Source organism: Propionivibrio sp. (assembly GCF_029255185.1).
Lineage (GTDB): Bacteria > Pseudomonadota > Gammaproteobacteria > Burkholderiales > Rhodocyclaceae > Propionivibrio.
The window spans coordinates 39726-58892 of the sequence record NZ_JAPUVO010000131.1; the positions used below are offsets into that span (position 1 = coordinate 39726).

Consider the following 19167-nt stretch of genomic DNA (forward strand, 5'->3'; position numbering starts at 1 on the left):
TCCTCACAGCGAAAACACCCGAAGATTACGGGAATGTAATCTACAAGTCAGCTTCCCGTCGCCTGGCTCTCGCTACAGTACGAGAAATCTCGCCGAATCCACAACAGGAGAACCCATGAAAACTGTCGCCACCCTTATTGCCCTGTCCATTCTTTTTCCGATTTCAGCCAGCGCACACGAAGGACATGGCGCAAAGACTGCTCAAGCGGCCAGTACATCGCCATTAAGCGAAGGTACGGTGAAGAAGGTGGACCGCGCGGCCGGAAAGGTGACCCTTGCCCATGGCCCTCTGGTCAATCTGGGCATGCCGGCAATGAGCATGGTCTTCCGGGTCAGGGAGGCGGCATGGATCGAGCAGATGAAGGAGGGCGACAGGATTCGTTTTCTCGCCGACACGGTCAATGGTACCTTGACCATCGTGCGTTTTGAAGCCGCTAAATAGACCTGACATTGCAAGCCGCCTCTTTGGAGCATCCATGCAAAAAACTTTGCCTGTGCTGGCCTTAGTCTTATTGCTGGCTCCCGGCTTGAGCGCCCCGGTGTTATCCCAGGAACATACCCTGGGAGGAAGCGTCGCCAGCCTTCTCGATTTCGCCAAAGGCAAAAATCCGGAATACGCGGCGATGCGCTACGAAGCAGACGCCGCCGACGAACGAGTCAATCCAGCGGGCGCCCTGCCCGACCCGAAATTCAGAACCGAGCTGCGCGATCTCACCCGGATGGGGGAGCAAAGCGCCACACTTTCTCCGTCTCGGGTCGGCAGCACAAAATATCTGCTGATGCAGGACCTGCCCTGGTACGGCAAACGCGACTTGAAGCGGGAGATTGCCGTAATCGACGCCGAGGGCGCGCAAGGCCGGGCGCGTGGCACCTGGGCTGAACTCGCTGCGCGCATCAAATCGGCGCATGCCCAGCTTTACTACGTTCAGCGCAACGAACAACTGGCGCGCGAGATTCTTGACCTGATGCTCCGCCTGGAAAAAATCGCCCAGCTTCGCTATGCCGGGGGGCTGGCCGTGCAGCAAGACGTGATCCGGGCGCAGATCGAGCAAAGCGGAATGCGCAATGAACTGATCGCTTTGGAAAACGAACGTAGCCAGCTCAGGGCCAGGATCAATGGCCTGTTGGCCCGCCCTGCCGGGGCCAGGCTTGCCGAAGCAGATCGCCTGCGCCCGATCCCGGCGGCGGCCAAGCTCGACTACGACGTGCTTGAAGAGCGCGTTCGTTCGCGCAACCCTCTGATTTTCGTCGAAGAGGCAAAGATCAGATCAGCCGAAAAGAACCGCGAGCTGACCTACAAGAATCGCTACCCTGATTTCACCCTGGGTCTGTCGCCGATCCAGTACCAGAGCGCCATCAAAGAGTGGGAAGTGATGGTCGAGATCAATATTCCGCTTCAGCAATCCTCACGCCGGGCGCAGGAGCGTGAATCGGACTCTATGCTGCTGGCTGCAAGGTCACGCAAGGACGCCGCAGCGAACCAGTTACTCGCTGAACTCGCGGAGAATCTTTCCGCCATCGAAGCCGCACGACGTAGCGAAATGCTGGCGACAACCAGCCTTCTGCCGCAGGCCGAATTGACCTTCAACTCGGCCTTGGCCGCCTACGAAAACGGCAAGGTCGATTTCGCCACCCTGCTTGACGCCCAGCGGCAAATCAGGCAGGCCAGGCAAAGCCAGATCAAGGCACAGACCGAGGCGCAGATTCGCCTCGCAGAAATCGAAAGAATAGTTGGAGACGACCTATGAAACAAGGCGTTGGACTGGCCATTGGCCTGCTCGCCGTCAGTGTTGCGGCGGGTGGTGGCTACTGGCTTGGAAACCAAGGAGCGCCAGCCCATGGCAAAGGCGCTACAGCGCTTGCCAGCGGTTCGCTCAAAAAGGCGCGGAAACTTCTCTTTTACCGCAATCCAATGGGTTTGCCCGACACGTCGCCAACGCCAAAAAAAGACCCGATGGGAATGGACTACATCGCTGTCTTTGAAGGTGAAGACGACGTTGAAAATGCCAGCGACCCGTCGGCGTCCAGGCAGGTCAGGATCAGCACCGACAAAATTCAGAAGCTTGGCGTTCGCAGCGAGGCCGCGCAGCTTCGCCGCCTGGACAAAATGGTTCGCGCTGCCGGTCGCATCGAAGCAGACGAGCGAAAAATCTACGCTATTACGCCAAAATTCGAAGGCTATGTTGAGCGCCTGCATGTGAACGTCACGGGTCAGGCCGTCGGCAAGGGGCAGCCCTTGTTCGAAGTGTATAGCCCGGAACTCATTTCGGCGCAGCGTGAATATGCCCTCGCCGTACAAGGCGTTGAATCGCTAAAGGACGCAGGCACTTTAGCTCAGACAGGAATGAAGCAATTGGCCGACGCCAGCCTGCAACGCCTGAAGAACTGGGATATTTCGCAAGAACAGATTCATACACTGAGCACATCCGGCGAGGCCAAACGTACCCTGACCTTCCGCTCGCCGGTATCGGGCATCGTCACCGATAAAAAAGCCATTCAGGGCATGCGCTTCATGCCGGGCGAGACACTTTATCAAGTGGCCGACCTGTCATCCGTGTGGGTTATCGCCGACGTCTTTGAGCAGGACATTGGCCTGATCAAGCAAGGCGGCAAGGCAAACGTCAGGATCAACGCCTATCCGGACAAACTGTTCGCAGGCCGTGTCGCTTATGTCTACCCAACCCTGAATGCGGCAACGCGCACCGTGCCGGTACGCATCGAACTTGCCAACCCCGGACTGCTGTTGAAACCCGCCATGTTTGCCCAGGTCGAATTGTCAGAAATGTCATCAGCATTGATCCAGGAACCCGTAGTGACCATACCAACGTCCTCCGTCATCGACAGCGGCACCCGCCAGATCGTTCTGGTACAACTGGGTGAAGGCCGTTTTGAACCGCGCGAGGTCAAACTTGGCGCACGTAACGACAGCAATGTTGAAGTCATCGATGGCGTCAAAGGCGGCGAGCTGGTAGTCGTTGCCGCCAACTTTCTGATCGACGCCGAAAGCAATCTGAAAGCCGCCATTGGCGGATTCGGCGGTGCCGCGACGAGTGCGGCGGGATCGCCAGGAGCGGTCGGCCACCAGGCTGCCGGCAAGATCGAGCAAATCGACGCCAAAAACGCTACGCTCAGCATCGAACACGGCCCGGTCGCCAGCCTCAAATGGCCGGCGATGACCATGGAATTCAAGCTGGCCAACCCGGCGTTGCAGAGGGATCTGAAACCCGGCGCGACAATTGACTTCGAGTTCGTCGAGCGGCAGGCAGGTGAATGGGTCATCACGAGTCTTAAGCCGTCAGCCGCCAAGCCACACGCCGACCATTAACGGGCACAGAGGAGAAGCGCGCCATGTTGTCCAGCATTATCGAGTGGTCGAGCCGCAACCGTTTTCTCGTCCTGCTGGCGACGGCGTTTATTGTTCTGTGGGGCGTCTTCGCGGTTCTCAGAACACCGATCGACGCTCTGCCCGATTTATCCGATGTGCAGGTCATTGTCTACACCGAATACCCCGGCCAGGCGCCGCAGGTGGTCGAGGACCAGGTAACCTATCCGCTCACCACGGCCATGCTGTCGGTGCCCAAATCGAAGGTGGTGCGTGGGTTCTCTTTCTTCGGCGCCTCCTTTGTCTACATCATTTTCGAGGACGGAACGGACATCTACTGGGCGCGTTCGCGCGTTCTTGAATACCTCAACTTCGCTTCCGGGCGCATGCCCAAGGGCGTGACGCCGCAGATCGGACCCGATGCCACCGGTGTTGGCTGGGTCTATCAGTACGTCCTGCTGGCCAAAGACAAGACGCTGGCCGAATTGCGTTCAATCCAGGATTGGTACGTCCGCTACCAGCTAAGCAAAGCGCATGGCGTCGCCGAAGTAGCGTCGATCGGCGGCTTCGTGCAGACCTATCAGGTGACCGTCGACCCGGTAAAACTGCGCGCTTACGGCATTCCCCTGATGAAAGTCGCCCAGGTGATCCGCGACTCAAATCGTGATGTCGGCGGGCGCGCCGTGGAAATGGCTGAAACCGAATATATGGTGCGTGGCAAGGGCTATTTGCGCGGCACGGGCGACATCGAAATGCTCGTTGTCAAAAGCGACAAGGGCACGCCGGTGCTGATTCGCGACATCGCCCGGGTAGAACTGGCGCCGGACGAGCGGCGTGGCCTGACCGAGTTGAACGGCGAAGGCGAGGTGGTGTCGGGTATCGCCATGGCCCGCTATGGCCAGAATGCCCTGGAGGTGATCCACAACCTCAAGGCCAAGATCGAGGAAATCGGCCCCGGCCTGCCGGCAGGGGTGAGCATCGCAACCGTTTATGACCGCTCCGAACTCATTCACCGCGCCATCGAAACGCTCAAGCGCACCCTGTTTGAGGAATCGATCATCGTCGCCGCAGTCTGCGTCGTATTCCTTTTGCATGTGCGCAGTGCGCTGGTCGCCATCCTGATGCTGCCGGTCGGTATCCTGATCGCCTTTATCGCCATGCGCTCGCTGGGAATGAACTCCAACCTGATGAGCCTCGGTGGTATTGCCATTGCCATTGGCGCGATGATAGACGCCGCCATTGTCATGATCGAGAACGCACACAAGCACCTTGAACGCCTGCCTGAGGGTCATTCGAACAGTGAGCGCGCTGCGGCCATGCTCGCCGCGTGCAAGGAAGTCGGCCCGGCCCTCTTCTTCTCGCTACTGATCATCACCGTTTCCTTCTTGCCGGTATTTAGTCTGGAAGGCCAGGAAGGCCGCCTGTTCTCGCCGCTCGCCTACACCAAGACCTTCGCCATGGCCGGCGCCGCCATGCTCTCGGTGACACTGGTACCGGTGTTGATGCTGCTCTTCATCCGCGGCAGGATCATGCCGGAAGCCAGGAACCCAGTGAATCGCCTCCTCATCTGGGTCTATCGGCCGATCATCACTGGCGTTATGCGCTGGAAGAAATCAACCATCGTCATCGCCCTGCTCACCCTCCTCCTCTCGCTCTATCCGGCGTCGCAACTGGGCTCGGAATTCATGCCAACCTTGAACGAGGGAACGCTGTTTTATATGCCTTCATCATTGCCTGGCATGTCGATTACCAAGGCCGCGCAAATCCTGCAAACACAGAACAAGATCATCAAGAGTTTTCCCGAAGTCGCATCGGTCTACGGCAAGGCCGGACGCGCCAACACCGCGACTGACCCGGCACCGAGCGAAATGTTCGAGACGATCATCAACCTCAAGCCAGAAGCGGAATGGCGGGCCGGAATGACGATCGACAAACTGATCGCCGAACTTGACACGGCGCTGCAATTTCCCGGCATTTCGAACGCCTGGACCATGCCGATCAAAGCCCGCATTGACATGCTGTCGACCGGCATCCGAACGCCGATTGGCATCAAGGTCTTCGGCAAGGATCTTAACGCAATGGAGAAGCTGGCCAGGCAAATCGAGGCGGTGGTAAAGACGGTGCCGGGAACGAGCAGTGCGTTTGCCGAACGCATCACCGGCGGTTTCTACCTCAACATCGAACCGGACCGCGAGCAGCTTGCCCGTTATGGGCTGGCTGTCGGCGAATTGCAGGATGTGATTTCTACCGCCCTTGGCGGCGAGATGGTGACCACCACGGTCGAAGGACGCGAACGCTTCGGCGTCACCGTGCGCTATCCGCGTGAATTGCGTTCCGACCCGCAGCAAATCGCGCGCGAGGTGCTCATACCGACCATGGATGGGGCCATGATTCCACTGGGACAGGTGGCCCGGGTTGAAATCGCCAAGGGCGCTCCAGCCATCCGCACCGAAAATGCATTGCTCTCCGCCTACATCTACGTCGACATCCGCGAGCGCGACATCGGCGGCTACGTTGTTGACGCAAAAAAAGCGGTGGCCGAACAGATCAGCTTCCCGCCCGGCTACTATGTCACCTGGAGCGGCCAGTTTGAGTACATGGAACGGGCGATCGAGAAAATGAAGATTGTCATCCCGCTCACGCTGCTGTCCATTTTCCTGCTCCTGTATCTGAATTTCAGACGCGTCACCGAGACACTCATTGTCATGCTCTCGGTGCCTTTTGCCCTGGTCGGTGGTGTCTGGCTGATGTGGCTGCTCGACTACAACCTCTCGGTGGCCGTGGCGGTAGGCTTCATTGCACTGGCCGGGGTGGCTGCAGAAACCGGCGTGATCATGCTGATCTACCTCGATCACGCCTGGGAAGCGGTCAAGGTCAAGTGTCACGAATCTGGACACACGCCAAACGTCAGCGACCTTTACGAAGCCGTGATGGAAGGCGCCGTCGAGCGCGTGCGACCGAAGATGATGACCGTCGTTGCGATAATGGCCGGCCTGCTGCCGATCCTGTGGGGAACAGGGACGGGTTCCGAAGTGATGAGCCGCATCGCGGCGCCGATGGTCGGCGGCATGATCTCATCAACGGTGCTCACCCTGGCCGTAATTCCGGCCATCTACGCGCTGGTCAAGCAATGGCGAATCAATCACGGATTCGAAAAATAAGTGCCTTGGACGCGTCTCAGGATAGATGCGGCAATCCCAGGTACTCACGGGAACGCATCTCGGTCAGGCGGCTGACGGTACGGACAAATTCACTGGCCTGCGTCCCTTCGGTATAGAGCAGCTCGGGCGCACAATCCGAAGTGACAATCAGTTTGACCCTGTGGTCATAAAGCACATCGACCAGCCAGGTAAAACGTCGCGCCTCGGAGGACATGCTGGCCAACATCTTCGGAATGCCGGAGAGCAGAACGGTATGGTAGGCGCGCGCCAGTTCGAGGTAGTCATTTTGCGAGCGTGGACCGCCACAGAGTGACTTGAAGTCGAACCAGATCACGCCATTGCCTTGACGCAGGGTCGGAATGACGCGCCCAAGAACCTCGATGCTGCTGCCCGGGACGCCTTCGCCGCCAGCCATGGCAGTGAAGTAATCGGCCATTCTCGCTTCGGCTTTGGCATCGACTGGAAAATGGAATATCTCCAGTTGTTCAAGGGTGCGCAGCCGGTAATCAACGCCGGAGTCGACCTCCAGCACATCGAGCTTCAACTTGAGCAAGGCAATGGCCGGCAGAAAATTGTCACGTTGCAATCCATTCGGATAGAGCGCGTCCGGCGGATAATTTGAAGTCATCACAAAGACCACGCCACGGGCGAATAGTGCTTCGAGCAGACGACGAAGAATCATCGCGTCGGCAATATCGGAGACATGGAATTCGTCGAAGCAAAGCAGTCGACACTCTTCGGCAATCCGCTCGGCGACTTTTGCCAGCGGGTCACTCTCGCCCTTGAAAACATTCAATTGGCTGTGAACATTCTGCATGAAGGCGTGAAAATGAATGCGCCGTTTGCGCACATAGGGCACCGCATCGTAGAAGCAATCCATCAGGAAACTTTTACCACGCCCGACACCGCCCCAGAAATAGACGCCACGCGGCACATCCGGCGCAGAAAAGATCCGGCGCAAGGCGCTGCGACGACCGACTTTGAAGGACAGCAACTGGTAGTAGAGCAGTTGCAACCGATCAGCAGCAGCACGCTGCGCCGCATCCGCTGAAAAGCCACGTTCCGACAAAACGGACTCGTAGGCATCTAGCATTCCACGCTCAGGAACTTTTAGCACTCTGTGAGGCATACGTAACACTCGGCTGTGCGGTGAGTTTCGCCGCTGGATTATCGGGCATGGCACGCCCTCTTTCATGCAGGTCAGGCACGCCGCAGTATGCTGCTTCAATTCTAAAACATTGAGAGCATGGTGAGCGTGCATTTGATGCAATAATGCTACTCACTACAGGTAGAATGCCCAAGCTTCCCCACTTCCTGAGAAAGCCGTCATGAGCTTGACGCCCCTTTTTTTTCTTGACCTTCTGGCTGATCAAAAGCTGATGCCGGCGGCGGTCAAACTGCATTTTGGTCAGGGTGATCTGCACACCCTCCTCCCCCTGGTTGAAGATGAGCGCTTCTGCATTTTCTCGGCAGACTTCCCCTGTCTGATCGATGCCGATCTTGCCGGCCAATTGCCCACGGAGTTCATGCAGGCGCTACAGTCGGCTGGGTGCCAGTTATTGGCAAGCGAAATGATCCATCACTCCGCAGAACAGACAAAACCCGTGCCCCCGCCCGGGGGACGGTGGCTAGCCGGCAACTGGTATCTGGCCGCGCCGGCCAAACCATCGGTACGTCAGGCGGCCTCGCGGGCTCTGGCGCTCAAACTACTGCAACGGGTGGCGGCGGATGCCGACACCTATGAGATCGAGGCTTTTTTTCGACAAGATCCGGTACTTGCCTACCATCTTCTGCGCTTGGTCAATTCCCTGGGAGTCGGTGCAGGCCGGCACATTTCCAGCTTCTCGCAAGCAATCCTCATCCTTGGACGCCAGCAACTCAAACGCTGGCTGAACTTGATGCTGTTCGCGGCAAGTCGTGACGACCATCGTTCCGCCATGTTGCTGGCGCGTGTGGCGGTTCGCGCCCGCAGCATGGAATTAATGGCCAAGACCTGCGGGTTTGATCGCTCCGGCCAGGAAAGGGCATTCCTGGCCGGCATGTTCTCGCTGCTGGGAATCCTGTTCGGCATGCCGTTGGCTGAAATTCTAAGTCCGCTCAGACTCAACGAATCGTTGAGCAGTGCCGTCCTGCACCATGAAGGCGAACTGGGACGACTGCTGCACGCTGTTGAAAGCGCAGAAGAGACTGACGACGCCATGCTGACCCGCCTGCTTGGCGAGCTGAGCTTGTCCAACGCTGACTTCAACCTGATAAGCCTTGAGGCCTACCGATGGATGTTGGACGTCGTTCACGACGGTGCTGCTGATGTCTACACGCATTGATCGCTGCCTTGAGCTTTGTGCCCGGGCGCGCGCCCTGGGCGGCGAGGAGCTTAGGCGACCACTGAGTGATTTGCAGCAGGAACTGCTATCGCTCCAGAATGACAACTCCGGATTGCCTCCAACAGCTCAGCTTGCAGCAGCCGACAGCGCTGACTGGATGAGCGAACCGGTCATCACGATGGACATGGCCGGCTACCTGACCGGATGGAACAGGGGTGCCCAAATTCTCTTTGGTTATACGCCCGAGGAGGCGATTGGCCAGCACATCCTGTTTCTTTACGATGACGTTCCGGGTAACCATGATTGCGAAATTCAGGAAATGTTTCTCGATCACGGCAGCCCCTTGATTGAAGTCCGGCGGCGCAAGAAATCCGGCGAGTCGTTTCGCGCCAATCTTTCCCTGACACACATTCTTGACGACGATAAAGAACCGATCGGAATGGTGGCCTATCTTTGGGAGATTGCCGATCGACTCTCAGACGAAGAAAAGCAGCGCCTGCACACGCGAATCATCGAAGATAGCGACGAAGGCATCCTGATCATTGATACCAACGAGCGTATTGTCTCGGTCAATTCGGCATTCACCCGCATTACCGGCTATTCGGCCGCGGAAGCAATCGGCGAAACACCTGATTTGCTCCGCTCCGGCGTTCATAGCGCCGACTTCAGGTCGGAGGTACGCGGCGCCATGCACGGCGCGGGCGCCTGGCATGGTGAAATCATCGGCAGGCGAAAAAATGGCGAGTTATTTCCTCAATCCGTCACGATTGGCGTCGTTCGTGACAGCAATGACGAAATCACCCACGCCTTTTCCATCTTCTCCGATATCAGTATGTTGCGTGCCGCCGAAGATCGCATGCAACAGATCGTTAACTACGACAGCCTGACTGGCCTGCCCAATCGTACGTTGTTCCAGCAACTGGTCGAACAGGCGCTAACCAGCGCACGCCGCAACAACGATCATGCGAGCCTGCTGGTTATCGACCTTAACCGTTTCACTTCGGTCAATGAAACACTCGGCCATGAAGTTGGCAATGCATTGCTGCATCAGGTCGGCCAGCGTTTCCGGCGAGCACTGCGCGACGAAGACGTTTTGGCCAGAATCGGCAGCGACGAATTTGTCGTAGCCTTGCTTAGCGTACATAAACGCGAGCACAGCGGTCTGGTTGCAGAAAAATTGCTCGCCTCACTCGAAAAGCCTTTTGTGATCGAAGCGCAGGCCCTGCACATCAGCGCCAGCATTGGCATCGCGATCTTCCCTGAAGACGGCCTTGATACTACTGTGCTACTGCGTTTTGCCGATATCGCAATGAAACGTGTAGCGGGTAACAGCGAGTCCAGTTACCTTTTCTACAGCCCGGAAATGAACCAGTTGGCCAAGGAGCAATGGCAGCTTGAAGGCGAACTGCGTCAGGCACTGAGCGGTCAGGAACTGTTATTGCATTACCAGCCCAAGGTCAGCCTGCGTAGTGGGCATATCGTTGGCGCCGAAGCACTGATCCGCTGGTCTCACCCCGAACACGGCATGATCCCGCCAGGAAAATTCATTCCATTGGCAGAAGAAACCGGCCTTATCTTCGAACTTGGTAACTGGATACTCGAAGAGGCTTGCCGTCAGATCCGAAGCTGGCTGGACAAGGGACTCGAAATAATCCCGGTCGCCATAAACCTCTCGGCACGACAGTTCAATCACCAGCTTCCCGGGCGTCTGCAGGCAGCAACCGAACGGCATGGCGTCCCTTGCGGATTGCTGCAACTGGAAATCACCGAAAGCCTGCTTGTCCTTGGCCAGGACAAAGTCATTCCGATCATGAACGAACTGGTAGCCATGGGCTTTAGTCTCTCACTGGACGACTTTGGCACCGGTTATTCCAGCCTCGCTTATCTAAAGAAATTTCCGATTACCACGCTGAAGATTGACCGCGCCTTCGTGATCGGCGTCCCGGACGACGAAAACGATTGCGCCATCGCCCAGGCCATCGTCACCATGGGTAAGCAACTGCGCCAGGAGATCGTCGCCGAGGGCGTTGAAACCATGCAGCAAATGACTTTCATGCGCAACCTGGGATGCGACCAACTGCAAGGCTTTCTATTCAGCCCAGCCATTGCGGCAGAAGCCTTCGAACAGATGGTCAGGGAGCAACGGCGCCAGCACCTCGACTAAGCATAAGTCGAGCCCGCACATCAGCCTTCGGCTTATAATCGCGGCAGCGACAAATTCACTCAGTTCAACACGGATAAAAAGAGGTTTGGCAAATGGACGGCGAACACCAATCCACCATCGCAAGACTATTGAAGATCATGGATAGCAGTCCTGGTTTCGCTGGACTTGGTGCTTCGGTTCAGACCATCAGCAGTCTTGGCGATGATCTTGACGGCGGCACGCGCAAAATCACCGCCACCATCCTGCGTGATGCTGCGCTCACCTCAAAGCTGTTGCGCATATCCAATTCAAGCCGCAACGCGCGCGGCGGGCGCAATGTGTCCACCATCGATCAGGCTTTGATGGTCCTTGGGCTAAATACCGTTAAGTCCGTCGCCCTATCCTTGGCGCTGCTCGGTTCCCTGTCACACAAACCCCAGTCCAACCAATTGCACTCCGAGATTGTCGCCGCCTATTTCTGCGGCACTCTGGCTTGCGAGATTACCCGGCTCAACGCGCCGCGCTTCAGCGCTCAGGAAGCCCAGGTGTGCGGCCTCATGCAAAATCTTGGCCGTATGATGGCGACGTATTATCTGTATGCGGACATCGAGCGCAGCCGTGCCCTTCAGGCCGAAAAAAATATCACCGAAGATGAAGCCATCCTGCACGTCCTGGGCATGAGTTTCGAGAAAATTGGCGCGGCCATCGCCCACCATTGGTGCCTGCCGGATGTTCTGCAAAACAGCCTGGCGCCTGATATCGGCAAGGCTCCGCCGCGTGTTGCCGCCAACGCGCAGGTGTGGCACCAGTTGTGCTCCTCGTTTTGTCGCCGCGTCACTGACGCGCTGTTCCGCCTACCGGAAAACCGGGAGAAAATCGAGATCGCCCGCGAAATCGAATTTTTCCGCGGCGCCCTGCACCTCAAGGACGTCGAGATCCGCGAACTGATCGACAAATGCCTGCTCGAAACCGATACGCTGCTCGCCGAAATAGCCTTCCCTGGCAATGTTGAGCAGGCGCGTACTCTGTTACGCAAAGCCTCCGAGCGCGTGCTGGACATGCTCGCTTCTGGTGATCGACTGACCAAGGACAGCAACAGCATCGGCGGACGAACCCCGGTCGAAGTCATTCAGCAGGTGCTGCGCCTCATTCATGACAAATACAATTTCGACCACACCCTGATCTGCCTGCCGGACAGTTCATCCGGCCTGATTGCGATTGCTGGTGTTGGAAAAAACGTCAGCCAGGTTACCGCCAAATTTCGCTGTTATGGGCCGAAACCTGATCTGTTCCGCGCCATCATGGCGCGCAAAACCGATATGTTCATCGCCGACATCTGCCAACCTTCCTACGTCAAACTTATCCCGGAGTGGTATCACGAAGTTATCGGAGCCCGGTCTTTTGTGATGCTACCCCTGCTCAGCGAGGAAAAGTTGCTGGGAATGATTTACGCTGATTATTCCGAGTTGCGCTCCAGCGCCCCGCAGGAGCTGGCCGAAGGCAGCATGCTGGAATGGCGCAATTTGTTGATCCAGGCGCTACAGTCGGGAAGCGAAAAGCTTGCCTAGACGGCTTCAGTTCAAGTCAATGGCATGACGCTTCAGATCGTCAAGCCCGATAATCTCCAGCGAGCGTTCATTGCTTGCATTGAGCACGACGTGCGGGGCCTTGCCGGAAAGCAGGGCCTCCTGCCAGCGCGCTGCGCAAAGGCACCAACGGTCGCCAGAATTGAGCCCGGGAAAATCGAACTCAGGACGGGGCGTTGACAAATCGTTGCCGCGCGCTTTGGAGAATTCCAGGAAAGCCGCAGTCAGTATGACGCAGACGGTGTGACTGCCGACATCTTCGTCGCTCGTCGTGCAGCAGCCGTCGCGAAAAAACCCGGTCAGGGGTTTGTCGCTGCAACGGCCAAGGGGACCGCCCAGCACGTTGCGCTGAACGCCACCGAATTCATCGGGCTTCATGCGACTTCGTCAATCCAGGCTTGCTGGATTGCCTCCAGAATTTTCTCGCCGCAGTGCTTGGCCTCGTCGCTAAAACCGGGCAGCACAATAACCCAGTTCATCAAATCGACAAAATTGATTTTCAGCGGGTCGACTCCGGGATGCGCTTCAGCAAGCTCGATGGCGAGATCGTTGATATCGGTCCATTTCATGGTGTCATATCCTATCGCTGATTTTCTATCTTTTGCCTTCCTTGGTCATGTTGATCGAGTAACGCGGAATCTCGATCACCAAGGGTGTTTCATTGACAATGGTCTGACACGACAGACGGGAATTCGGTTCCAGCCCCCACGCCTTGTCGAGCAGATCGTCTTCAAGCTCCTCGGAAGGTTCAAGGGCGGAAAATCCTTCGCGAACGATGACGTGACAGGTGGTACAGGCGCAAGACATTTCGCAGGCATGTTCAATGGCAATGCCGTTTTCGAGCAGATTCTGGCAGATGGATTCACCTGACCTGGCATCGACCACCGCGCCTTCCGGGCAAAGTTCGATATGCGGCAGAACGATGATTTGTGTCATGCAGGTTCTCCCAGACTCTTCGATGAATCCGTTCTGCTTTCAAGCTCATCAATGCTCATGCCGGTAAAAGCGCGGTGGATTGATTTATTCATGCGGCGGGCGGCAAAGTCCTTGGTCTGGGCTTCCAGATCGTCCATGGCCAACGTTATATGCCGCCGATTATCGCCCAGTGCCGTGGTCTGCAATTTTGCGATGCCCGCCTCAATCCCCGCCATTTGTTCTGCGGAAAGAAGATCTCCGTCGCTCTTGAGCGCCGACTGAACGGCCTCAATCAAGCGTTGCGACTCGACCTGCGCTTCCTTCAACGCACGCCTTTGCGCATCGTCCCGGGTATGGACCATGGACTCCGTAAGCATATTGGCGATCTCTTCGTCAGAAAGGCCGTACGAAGGCTTGACAACGATGCTCGCTTCAACGCCCGAGGTCAACTCACGCGCTGCAACGGCCAATAAACCGTCGGCATCGACCTGAAAGGTGACGCGAATGCGTGCCGCACCAGCCACCATTGGCGGGATGCCACGCAACTCAAAGCGTGCCAGCGAACGGCAGTCGCTCACCAGTTCGCGTTCGCCTTGTACAACATGTACCGCCAGCGCCGTCTGGCCATCACGAAAGGTTGTGAACTCCTGTGCACGTGCCACCGGGATCGTTGAGTTGCGCGGAATGATTTTTTCAACCAGGCCACCCATGGTTTCCAGCCCGAGCGAAAGCGGGATAACGTCGAGCAACAACCAGTCATCTCCAGCAGCACGATTGCCAGCCAGGAGATTAGCCTGCGTTGCAGCACCGAGGGCAACCACCTTGTCCGGATCAAGATTATTTAGCGGTTCCTGCCTGAAAAATTCGCCAACCGCGTGTTGTACCTGTGGCATGCGTGTAGCGCCGCCAACCATCACGACCCCCTTGACGTCAGCAACCGACAGTCCGGCATCGCGCAGTGCTTTCTTGACCGGGGAAATCGTCTTGGCGACCAGGGTTTGCGAAATCTCGGTAAAGATTTCGGTGGTTAATTTGAGATCAAGCACCTCGCCGCTGTTGAGGCGCGCCGCGATCGGTGCAACCCCGTGCGACGTCAGATACTCCTTGGCTTCGCGCGCGCGCGTCAAGAGCAGACGAGCATCCTCGATGGACAGGGGCTTGAGCTTGGCAGCCTCCAGAATCCAGCAAAAGATGCGCTGATCAAAATCGTCGCCGCCGAGCGCCGAGTCGCCACCGGTAGACAGCACCTCGAAAACGCCCTTGGATAAATTGAGGATCGAGATATCAAAGGTACCGCCGCCCAGGTCATAGACGGCATAAACACCTTCGGAAGCGTTTTCCAGGCCGTAGGCAATGGCCGCCGCCGTTGGCTCGTTGAGCAAACGCAGAACGGAAAGCCCGGCCAGTTTGGCCGCATCCTTGGTCGCCTGCCGCTGAGCATCGTCAAAGTAGGCCGGAACAGTAATCACGGCACCGACCAGTTGCCCGCCAAGCGCCGCTTCGGCGCGCAAGCGCAGCGTCCGGAGAATGTCGGCCGAAACCTCGACCGGGCTTTTGACGCCAGCGATCGTACGCAGGCGAACCATGCCCGGGGCATCCTCAAAATCGTAAGGCAAGGATTCGCGGTGGGCGATGTCCCTGATGCCGCGGCCCATGAACCGCTTGACCGAAGCAATCACATTGCGCGGATCAAGAGCTTGCTTGGACTGCGCCTCATAGCCCACGTCGACCCTGCCGTCGGCGTGATAGTGCGCCACCGAGGGCAACAGCGGGCGACCCAATTCATCGCTGATAACCACCGAGAGGCCACTACGAACCGTGGCGACGAGAGAATTCGTGGTGCCCAGATCGATGCCGACCGCCAGCTTGTGCTGGTGCGGTGCAAGCGATTCTCCGGGTTCTGCAATCTGCAAAAGTGCCATTAAAGTCCTGGATCCTGGTTTATCGTTTGGCTCACGCCTCAAGCGCGGCAATCGCGTCGTCGATATCAAACAGCAGCTTTTCGAGAAACATCAAGCGTCGAACACGGTCAGTTGCCAGCAGGTCGTCATGTTGATCATCAAGCAAGCCGGCAAGTTGCTCATAGCGGCTGCTCATACACTGCTTGACTCGATGATGCAACTGCTCCAGTTCGCCCTGCTCACGGGCCAGACGCGCTTCGGCAACCGCTTCACGCCACTCCATCTGCTCCATCAAAAACTCGGGCGTCATGGCGGTGTTGTTCTCGGCGCCCACGTCATGACCGGCAAGGAGCAGGAGGTACTGTGCCCGTGACAAGGGTTTTTTCAAGGTCTGATACGCTTCATTGACCCGCGTCGCCCACTGCAAAGAAAGTCGACGCTCGGCGTCCCCGGCCTGTGCGAATCGGTCAGGATGGACCTGAGCGGCAATCTCGCGATAGCGCCTGTCGAGCGCCGAGGTGTCGAGCCGAAAAATGCGCGGCAGTCCGAACAGCGCATAGTGATCGTCGTTGAAATCCATGCATGTCCTGGCGCTTGTGCTGCACGCGCTTATGAGCGGGAGCAGCCAACGTGGGTGGTACGTTTACGGCAAGTTTTGCGTACCACGTCAAACATTAAAGCTTTCGCCGCAGCCGCAAGCGTCTTTCACGTTTGGATTGTTGAACTTGAACCCCTCGCTCAAACCCTCCCGGGTGTAGTCGAGTTCAGTGCCATCAAGGTAGGGCAAACTCTTGGCATCAACCAGCACTTTGACGCCGTGAGATTCAAAGGCAATGTCATCGGGTTCGGCAACATCGGCAAATTCGAGCTTGTACGCCACACCCGAGCAACCACTGGTGCGCACGCCGAGGCGCAGACCAATACCTTTGCCGCGCTTGACCATATAGCTGGCCACATGTTTTGCCGCTTTTTCGGAAAGCGTAACTGCCATTACAAATTCTCCTTTTCTAGTCGTTCAGACGGCTTCGCTGTGCTTCTTCTTGTAGTCAGCAACTGCGGCCTTGATTGCATCCTCAGCGAGGATTGAACAGTGAATCTTGACCGGTGGCAAGGCCAGTTCCTCGGCAATCTGGGTATTCTTGATATTCAGTGCCTGATCGATGGTCTTGCCTTTGACCCACTCGGTCACCAGCGAAGACGATGCAATCGCCGAACCGCAACCATAGGTCTTGAATTTGGCGTCTTCGATGATACCGTCCTTGCCGACCTTGATTTGCAGTTTCATCACGTCACCGCAAGCCGGCGCGCCAACCATGCCGGTCGCCACGCCAGCTTCTTCCTTGCCAAAGGAACCCACGTTACGGGGGTTTTCGTAGTGATCCAAAACTTTTACGCTATAGGCCATGATTATTTCTCCAGTAATTCGTTATCAGTGGGCAGCCCACTGAACCGTGCTCAGATCAACACCGTCCTGCACCATTTCCCAGAGCGGAGAAAGTTCGCGCAGCTTGCCGATTTTTTCATGCAATAACTTGATGGCGTAGTCGATTTCTGCCTCGCTATTGAAACGGCCGAGGGTGAAGCGGATCGAGCTGTGCGCCAGTTCATCCTCCCGCCCTAGTGCGCGCAGCACGTAGGACGGTTCGAGCGAAGCGGAGGTGCATGCCGATCCAGAGGACACGGCGAGATCCTTGATCGCCATCAACATCGATTCGCCTTCGATATAGGCAAAGCTGATGTTCAGGTTGTGCGCAACGCGTTGCTCCAGGTCGCCGTTGATGAAAACCTGATCAATGTCGGACAGCCCCTTGAGCAGTCGGTCACGCAGCGCACGGATGCGCACATTTTCCACGCCCATTTCCTCACGCGCGAGACGGAAAGCTTCGCCCATGCCAACGATCTGGTGCGTCGCCAGGGTACCCGAACGGAAACCGCGTTCGTGCCCACCACCGTGCATCTGGGCTTCCAGACGAACGCGCGGCTTGCGCCGGACATAGAGCGCGCCGACACCTTTCGGACCGTAGGTCTTGTGTGCAGAGAAGCTCATCAAATCGACCTTGAGCCTGGTCAGGTCGATCTCAACTTTGCCCGTGGCCTGCGCCGCATCAACATGAAAAATAATTCCTTTTTCGCGGCAAATCTCACCAACTTCAGCAATCGGCTGAATGACGCCGATTTCGTTATTGACGAACATGAGCGAAACGAGAATGGTGTCCGGGCGCAGCGCCGCCTTGAATACGTCAAGATCGAGCAGCCCATTTTCCATGACATCAAGGTAAGTCACTTCAAAGCCTTCGCGCTCAAGTTCGCGACAGGTATCAAGCACGGCCTTGTGTTCGGTCTTGACCGTGATCACATGCTTGCCCTTGCCCGAGTAAAAGTGCGCCGCCCCTTTAATGGCCAGGTTATTCGACTCGGTAGCGCCCGATGTCCAGACAATTTCCTTGGGGTCGGCACCGACCAGTTTGGCGACCTCATCGCGCGCCTCTTCGACCGCTGCTTCTGCTTCCCAGCCAAAGGCATGCGAACGCGAGGCCGGGTTGCCGAATTTCTCGACAAGATAAGGAATCATTTTCTCCGCCACGCGAGGATCAACCGGGGTGGTTGCCGAATAATCCAGATAGATCGGCAGTTTTAGCATTTTTCATTGCTCCTGTTAAATCGCTACTGCGGTTAATCGCTGCAGCTTGGCTGCCGTGTTTCGCAAGGCAGAAAAAAAGTCGTTTACCTGGGCTGCCGTATTGGCATGGCCCAGGCTGATGCGCACCGCGCCACGCGCCAATTCAGGAGCCACGCCCATGGCGCGCAATACATGCGACGGTTCCGGATTGGCGCTTGAGCAAGCGGCACCACTGGCCAGGGCAAAACCGGCGCGGTCAAGCTGAGCGACCAGCGTTTCGCCATCCACGCCGGGCAGGGCAAAACAAACCGTATTCGGCAAACGTTCGGCACCTGTACCAAATAGTGTCGCGCCCATATCACGCAAACCGCTTTCCAGTTGAGCACGCAAGCGAATCAGCACGGGAGCCGCCGCCAGCCGCCGCTCGGCCAATTCACAGGCCATACCAAAGCCGACAAGCGCCGCGACATTCTCTGTCCCGGAACGCAAGCCGCGTTCGTGGCCGCCACCGGCAATCAGCGGCTCAAGCTCGACGCGCTTGTCGAGCACCAGCGCTGCCGCACCTTTTGGCCCGCCGATCTTGTGCGCCGAGAGGGTCAGCGCATGGACGCCGGCAGCATTCAGGCGACGAAAATCGACGGCGATCTTGCCCACCGCTTGCACCGCATCGGTATGGAACCACGCACCCGCCGCTTTGGCCTGCGCGGCAAGCGCGGCGACATCCTGCAACACACCGGTTTCGTTGTTGGCCAGCATGACCGAAACCAACTTCGGCTGTTGCGCCAGAACCACCTGAAAACCCTGTTCGTCAATTCGTCCGTCGGCATCGAGCGCCAATTTGTGCAGCCGCCAACCGCGCCTGACCAGTTGTTCGGCCGGTTTGATCACACAGGGATGCTCAACTGCACTCACCGCCAGCAGACCGGGCTTCAGGCAAGCCGCCGCGCCCTTGATGAACAGATTGTTGGCTTCCGATCCGCCACTGGTAAAAACGATTTCCGTGGGGTGAGCGCCAACCGCCGAAGCCACCTGAGAACGCGCCTCATCGATCGCCCGCCGCGCCGCACGCCCGTATTCATGCCGGCTTGAGGCATTGCCGAACTGCTCGGAAAGCCACGGCAACATCGCCTGCAACACTGGAGGTTCCAGCGGTGTAGTTGCGTTATGATCAAAATAGACCGGAGCAAACATGATA

General features: G+C 57.3%; 17 protein-coding genes. 7 read left to right on the forward strand and 10 right to left on the reverse strand.

Going from position 1 to position 19167, the window contains the following annotated elements; genetic code table 11:
• Nucleotides 1-115: 115 nt before the first annotated feature.
• Genes Q1J43_RS14080 through Q1J43_RS14095 form a run of 4 tightly spaced genes read left to right on the forward strand, consistent with a single transcriptional unit; the run spans nt 116 to nt 6483 of the window.
• Nucleotides 116-442 carry a copper-binding protein gene (locus Q1J43_RS14080; protein WP_301103136.1) on the forward strand — a complete coding sequence of 109 codons (327 nt, stop codon included), beginning with the start codon at nt 116-118 and terminating at the stop codon, nt 440-442.
• A gap of 34 nt (nt 443-476) precedes the next feature.
• Nucleotides 477-1748, forward strand: a complete 1272-nt coding sequence (locus tag Q1J43_RS14085) for a TolC family protein (protein WP_301103137.1) — start codon at nt 477-479, stop codon at nt 1746-1748.
• A complete protein-coding gene (locus tag Q1J43_RS14090; protein ID WP_301103138.1) occupies nt 1745-3325 on the forward strand; it encodes an efflux RND transporter periplasmic adaptor subunit in 1581 nt (526 codons plus the stop codon). Before Q1J43_RS14085 ends, Q1J43_RS14090 begins: the two co-directional genes overlap by 4 nt.
• Nucleotides 3326-3348: 23 nt before the next feature.
• A complete protein-coding gene (locus tag Q1J43_RS14095) occupies nt 3349-6483 on the forward strand; it encodes an efflux RND transporter permease subunit (protein ID WP_301103139.1) in 3135 nt (1044 codons plus the stop codon).
• 16 nt (nt 6484-6499) lie between these two features.
• On the opposite strand, the gene zapE is transcribed toward Q1J43_RS14095, so the two are convergent.
• Nucleotides 6500-7612 carry a cell division protein ZapE gene (zapE, locus tag Q1J43_RS14100; RefSeq protein WP_301103140.1) on the reverse strand — a complete coding sequence of 371 codons (1113 nt, stop codon included), beginning with the start codon at nt 7610-7612 and terminating at the stop codon, nt 6500-6502.
• Nucleotides 7613-7811: 199 nt separating this feature from the next.
• Between zapE and Q1J43_RS14105 the strand changes: the two genes are divergently transcribed.
• The 3 genes from Q1J43_RS14105 (at nt 7812) to Q1J43_RS14115 (ending at nt 12518) form a co-directional block, all read left to right on the forward strand.
• A complete protein-coding gene (locus tag Q1J43_RS14105; protein ID WP_301103141.1) occupies nt 7812-8807 on the forward strand; it encodes an HDOD domain-containing protein in 996 nt (331 codons plus the stop codon).
• On the forward strand, nt 8791-10971 hold the full coding sequence (locus Q1J43_RS14110; RefSeq protein WP_301103142.1) for an EAL domain-containing protein: 2181 nt from the start codon (nt 8791-8793) through the stop codon (nt 10969-10971). The genes Q1J43_RS14105 and Q1J43_RS14110 overlap by 17 nt, the downstream gene beginning before the upstream one ends.
• 92 nt (nt 10972-11063) lie before the next feature.
• Nucleotides 11064-12518, forward strand: coding sequence for an HDOD domain-containing protein (locus tag Q1J43_RS14115; RefSeq protein ID WP_301103143.1), 1455 nt, complete (start codon nt 11064-11066; stop codon nt 12516-12518).
• Nucleotides 12519-12524: 6 nt separating this feature from the next.
• Here Q1J43_RS14115 and Q1J43_RS14120 read toward each other — a convergent pair whose 3' ends face one another.
• The 9 genes from Q1J43_RS14120 to Q1J43_RS14160 form a co-directional block, all read right to left on the reverse strand.
• Entirely contained in the window at nt 12525-12914 is a 390-nt protein-coding gene (locus Q1J43_RS14120; RefSeq protein ID WP_301103144.1) for a DUF2237 domain-containing protein, read from the reverse strand.
• The gene (gene iscX, locus Q1J43_RS14125; protein WP_301103145.1) at nt 12911-13105 is read right to left on the reverse strand and encodes a Fe-S cluster assembly protein IscX; all 195 of its coding nucleotides are present in this window, start codon (nt 13103-13105) and stop codon (nt 12911-12913) included. Before iscX ends, Q1J43_RS14120 begins: the two co-directional genes overlap by 4 nt.
• Nucleotides 13106-13130: 25 nt before the next feature.
• Nucleotides 13131-13472, reverse strand: a complete 342-nt coding sequence (gene fdx, locus Q1J43_RS14130; RefSeq protein WP_301103146.1) for an ISC system 2Fe-2S type ferredoxin — start codon at nt 13470-13472, stop codon at nt 13131-13133.
• Nucleotides 13469-15373: a Fe-S protein assembly chaperone HscA gene (gene hscA / locus Q1J43_RS14135; protein WP_301103147.1), complete on the reverse strand. Its 1905-nt coding sequence runs from the start codon at nt 15371-15373 to the stop codon at nt 13469-13471. The genes fdx and hscA overlap by 4 nt, the downstream gene beginning before the upstream one ends.
• A gap of 31 nt (nt 15374-15404) precedes the next feature.
• Nucleotides 15405-15932, reverse strand: coding sequence for a Fe-S protein assembly co-chaperone HscB (hscB, locus tag Q1J43_RS14140; RefSeq protein ID WP_301103148.1), 528 nt, complete (start codon nt 15930-15932; stop codon nt 15405-15407).
• 87 nt (nt 15933-16019) lie between these two features.
• Nucleotides 16020-16343 carry an iron-sulfur cluster assembly protein IscA gene (gene iscA / locus Q1J43_RS14145; protein ID WP_301103149.1) on the reverse strand — a complete coding sequence of 108 codons (324 nt, stop codon included), beginning with the start codon at nt 16341-16343 and terminating at the stop codon, nt 16020-16022.
• A gap of 24 nt (nt 16344-16367) precedes the next feature.
• On the reverse strand, nt 16368-16757 hold the full coding sequence (iscU, locus tag Q1J43_RS14150; protein ID WP_301103150.1) for a Fe-S cluster assembly scaffold IscU: 390 nt from the start codon (nt 16755-16757) through the stop codon (nt 16368-16370).
• A gap of 24 nt (nt 16758-16781) precedes the next feature.
• Complete coding sequence (locus Q1J43_RS14155; RefSeq protein ID WP_301103151.1) at nt 16782-17993, reverse strand: IscS subfamily cysteine desulfurase; 1212 nt, start codon at nt 17991-17993, stop codon at nt 16782-16784.
• Nucleotides 17994-18008: 15 nt separating this feature from the next.
• Nucleotides 18009-19163: a cysteine desulfurase family protein gene (locus Q1J43_RS14160; RefSeq protein ID WP_301103152.1), complete on the reverse strand. Its 1155-nt coding sequence runs from the start codon at nt 19161-19163 to the stop codon at nt 18009-18011.
• Between the last annotated feature and the right edge of the window lie 4 nt (nt 19164-19167).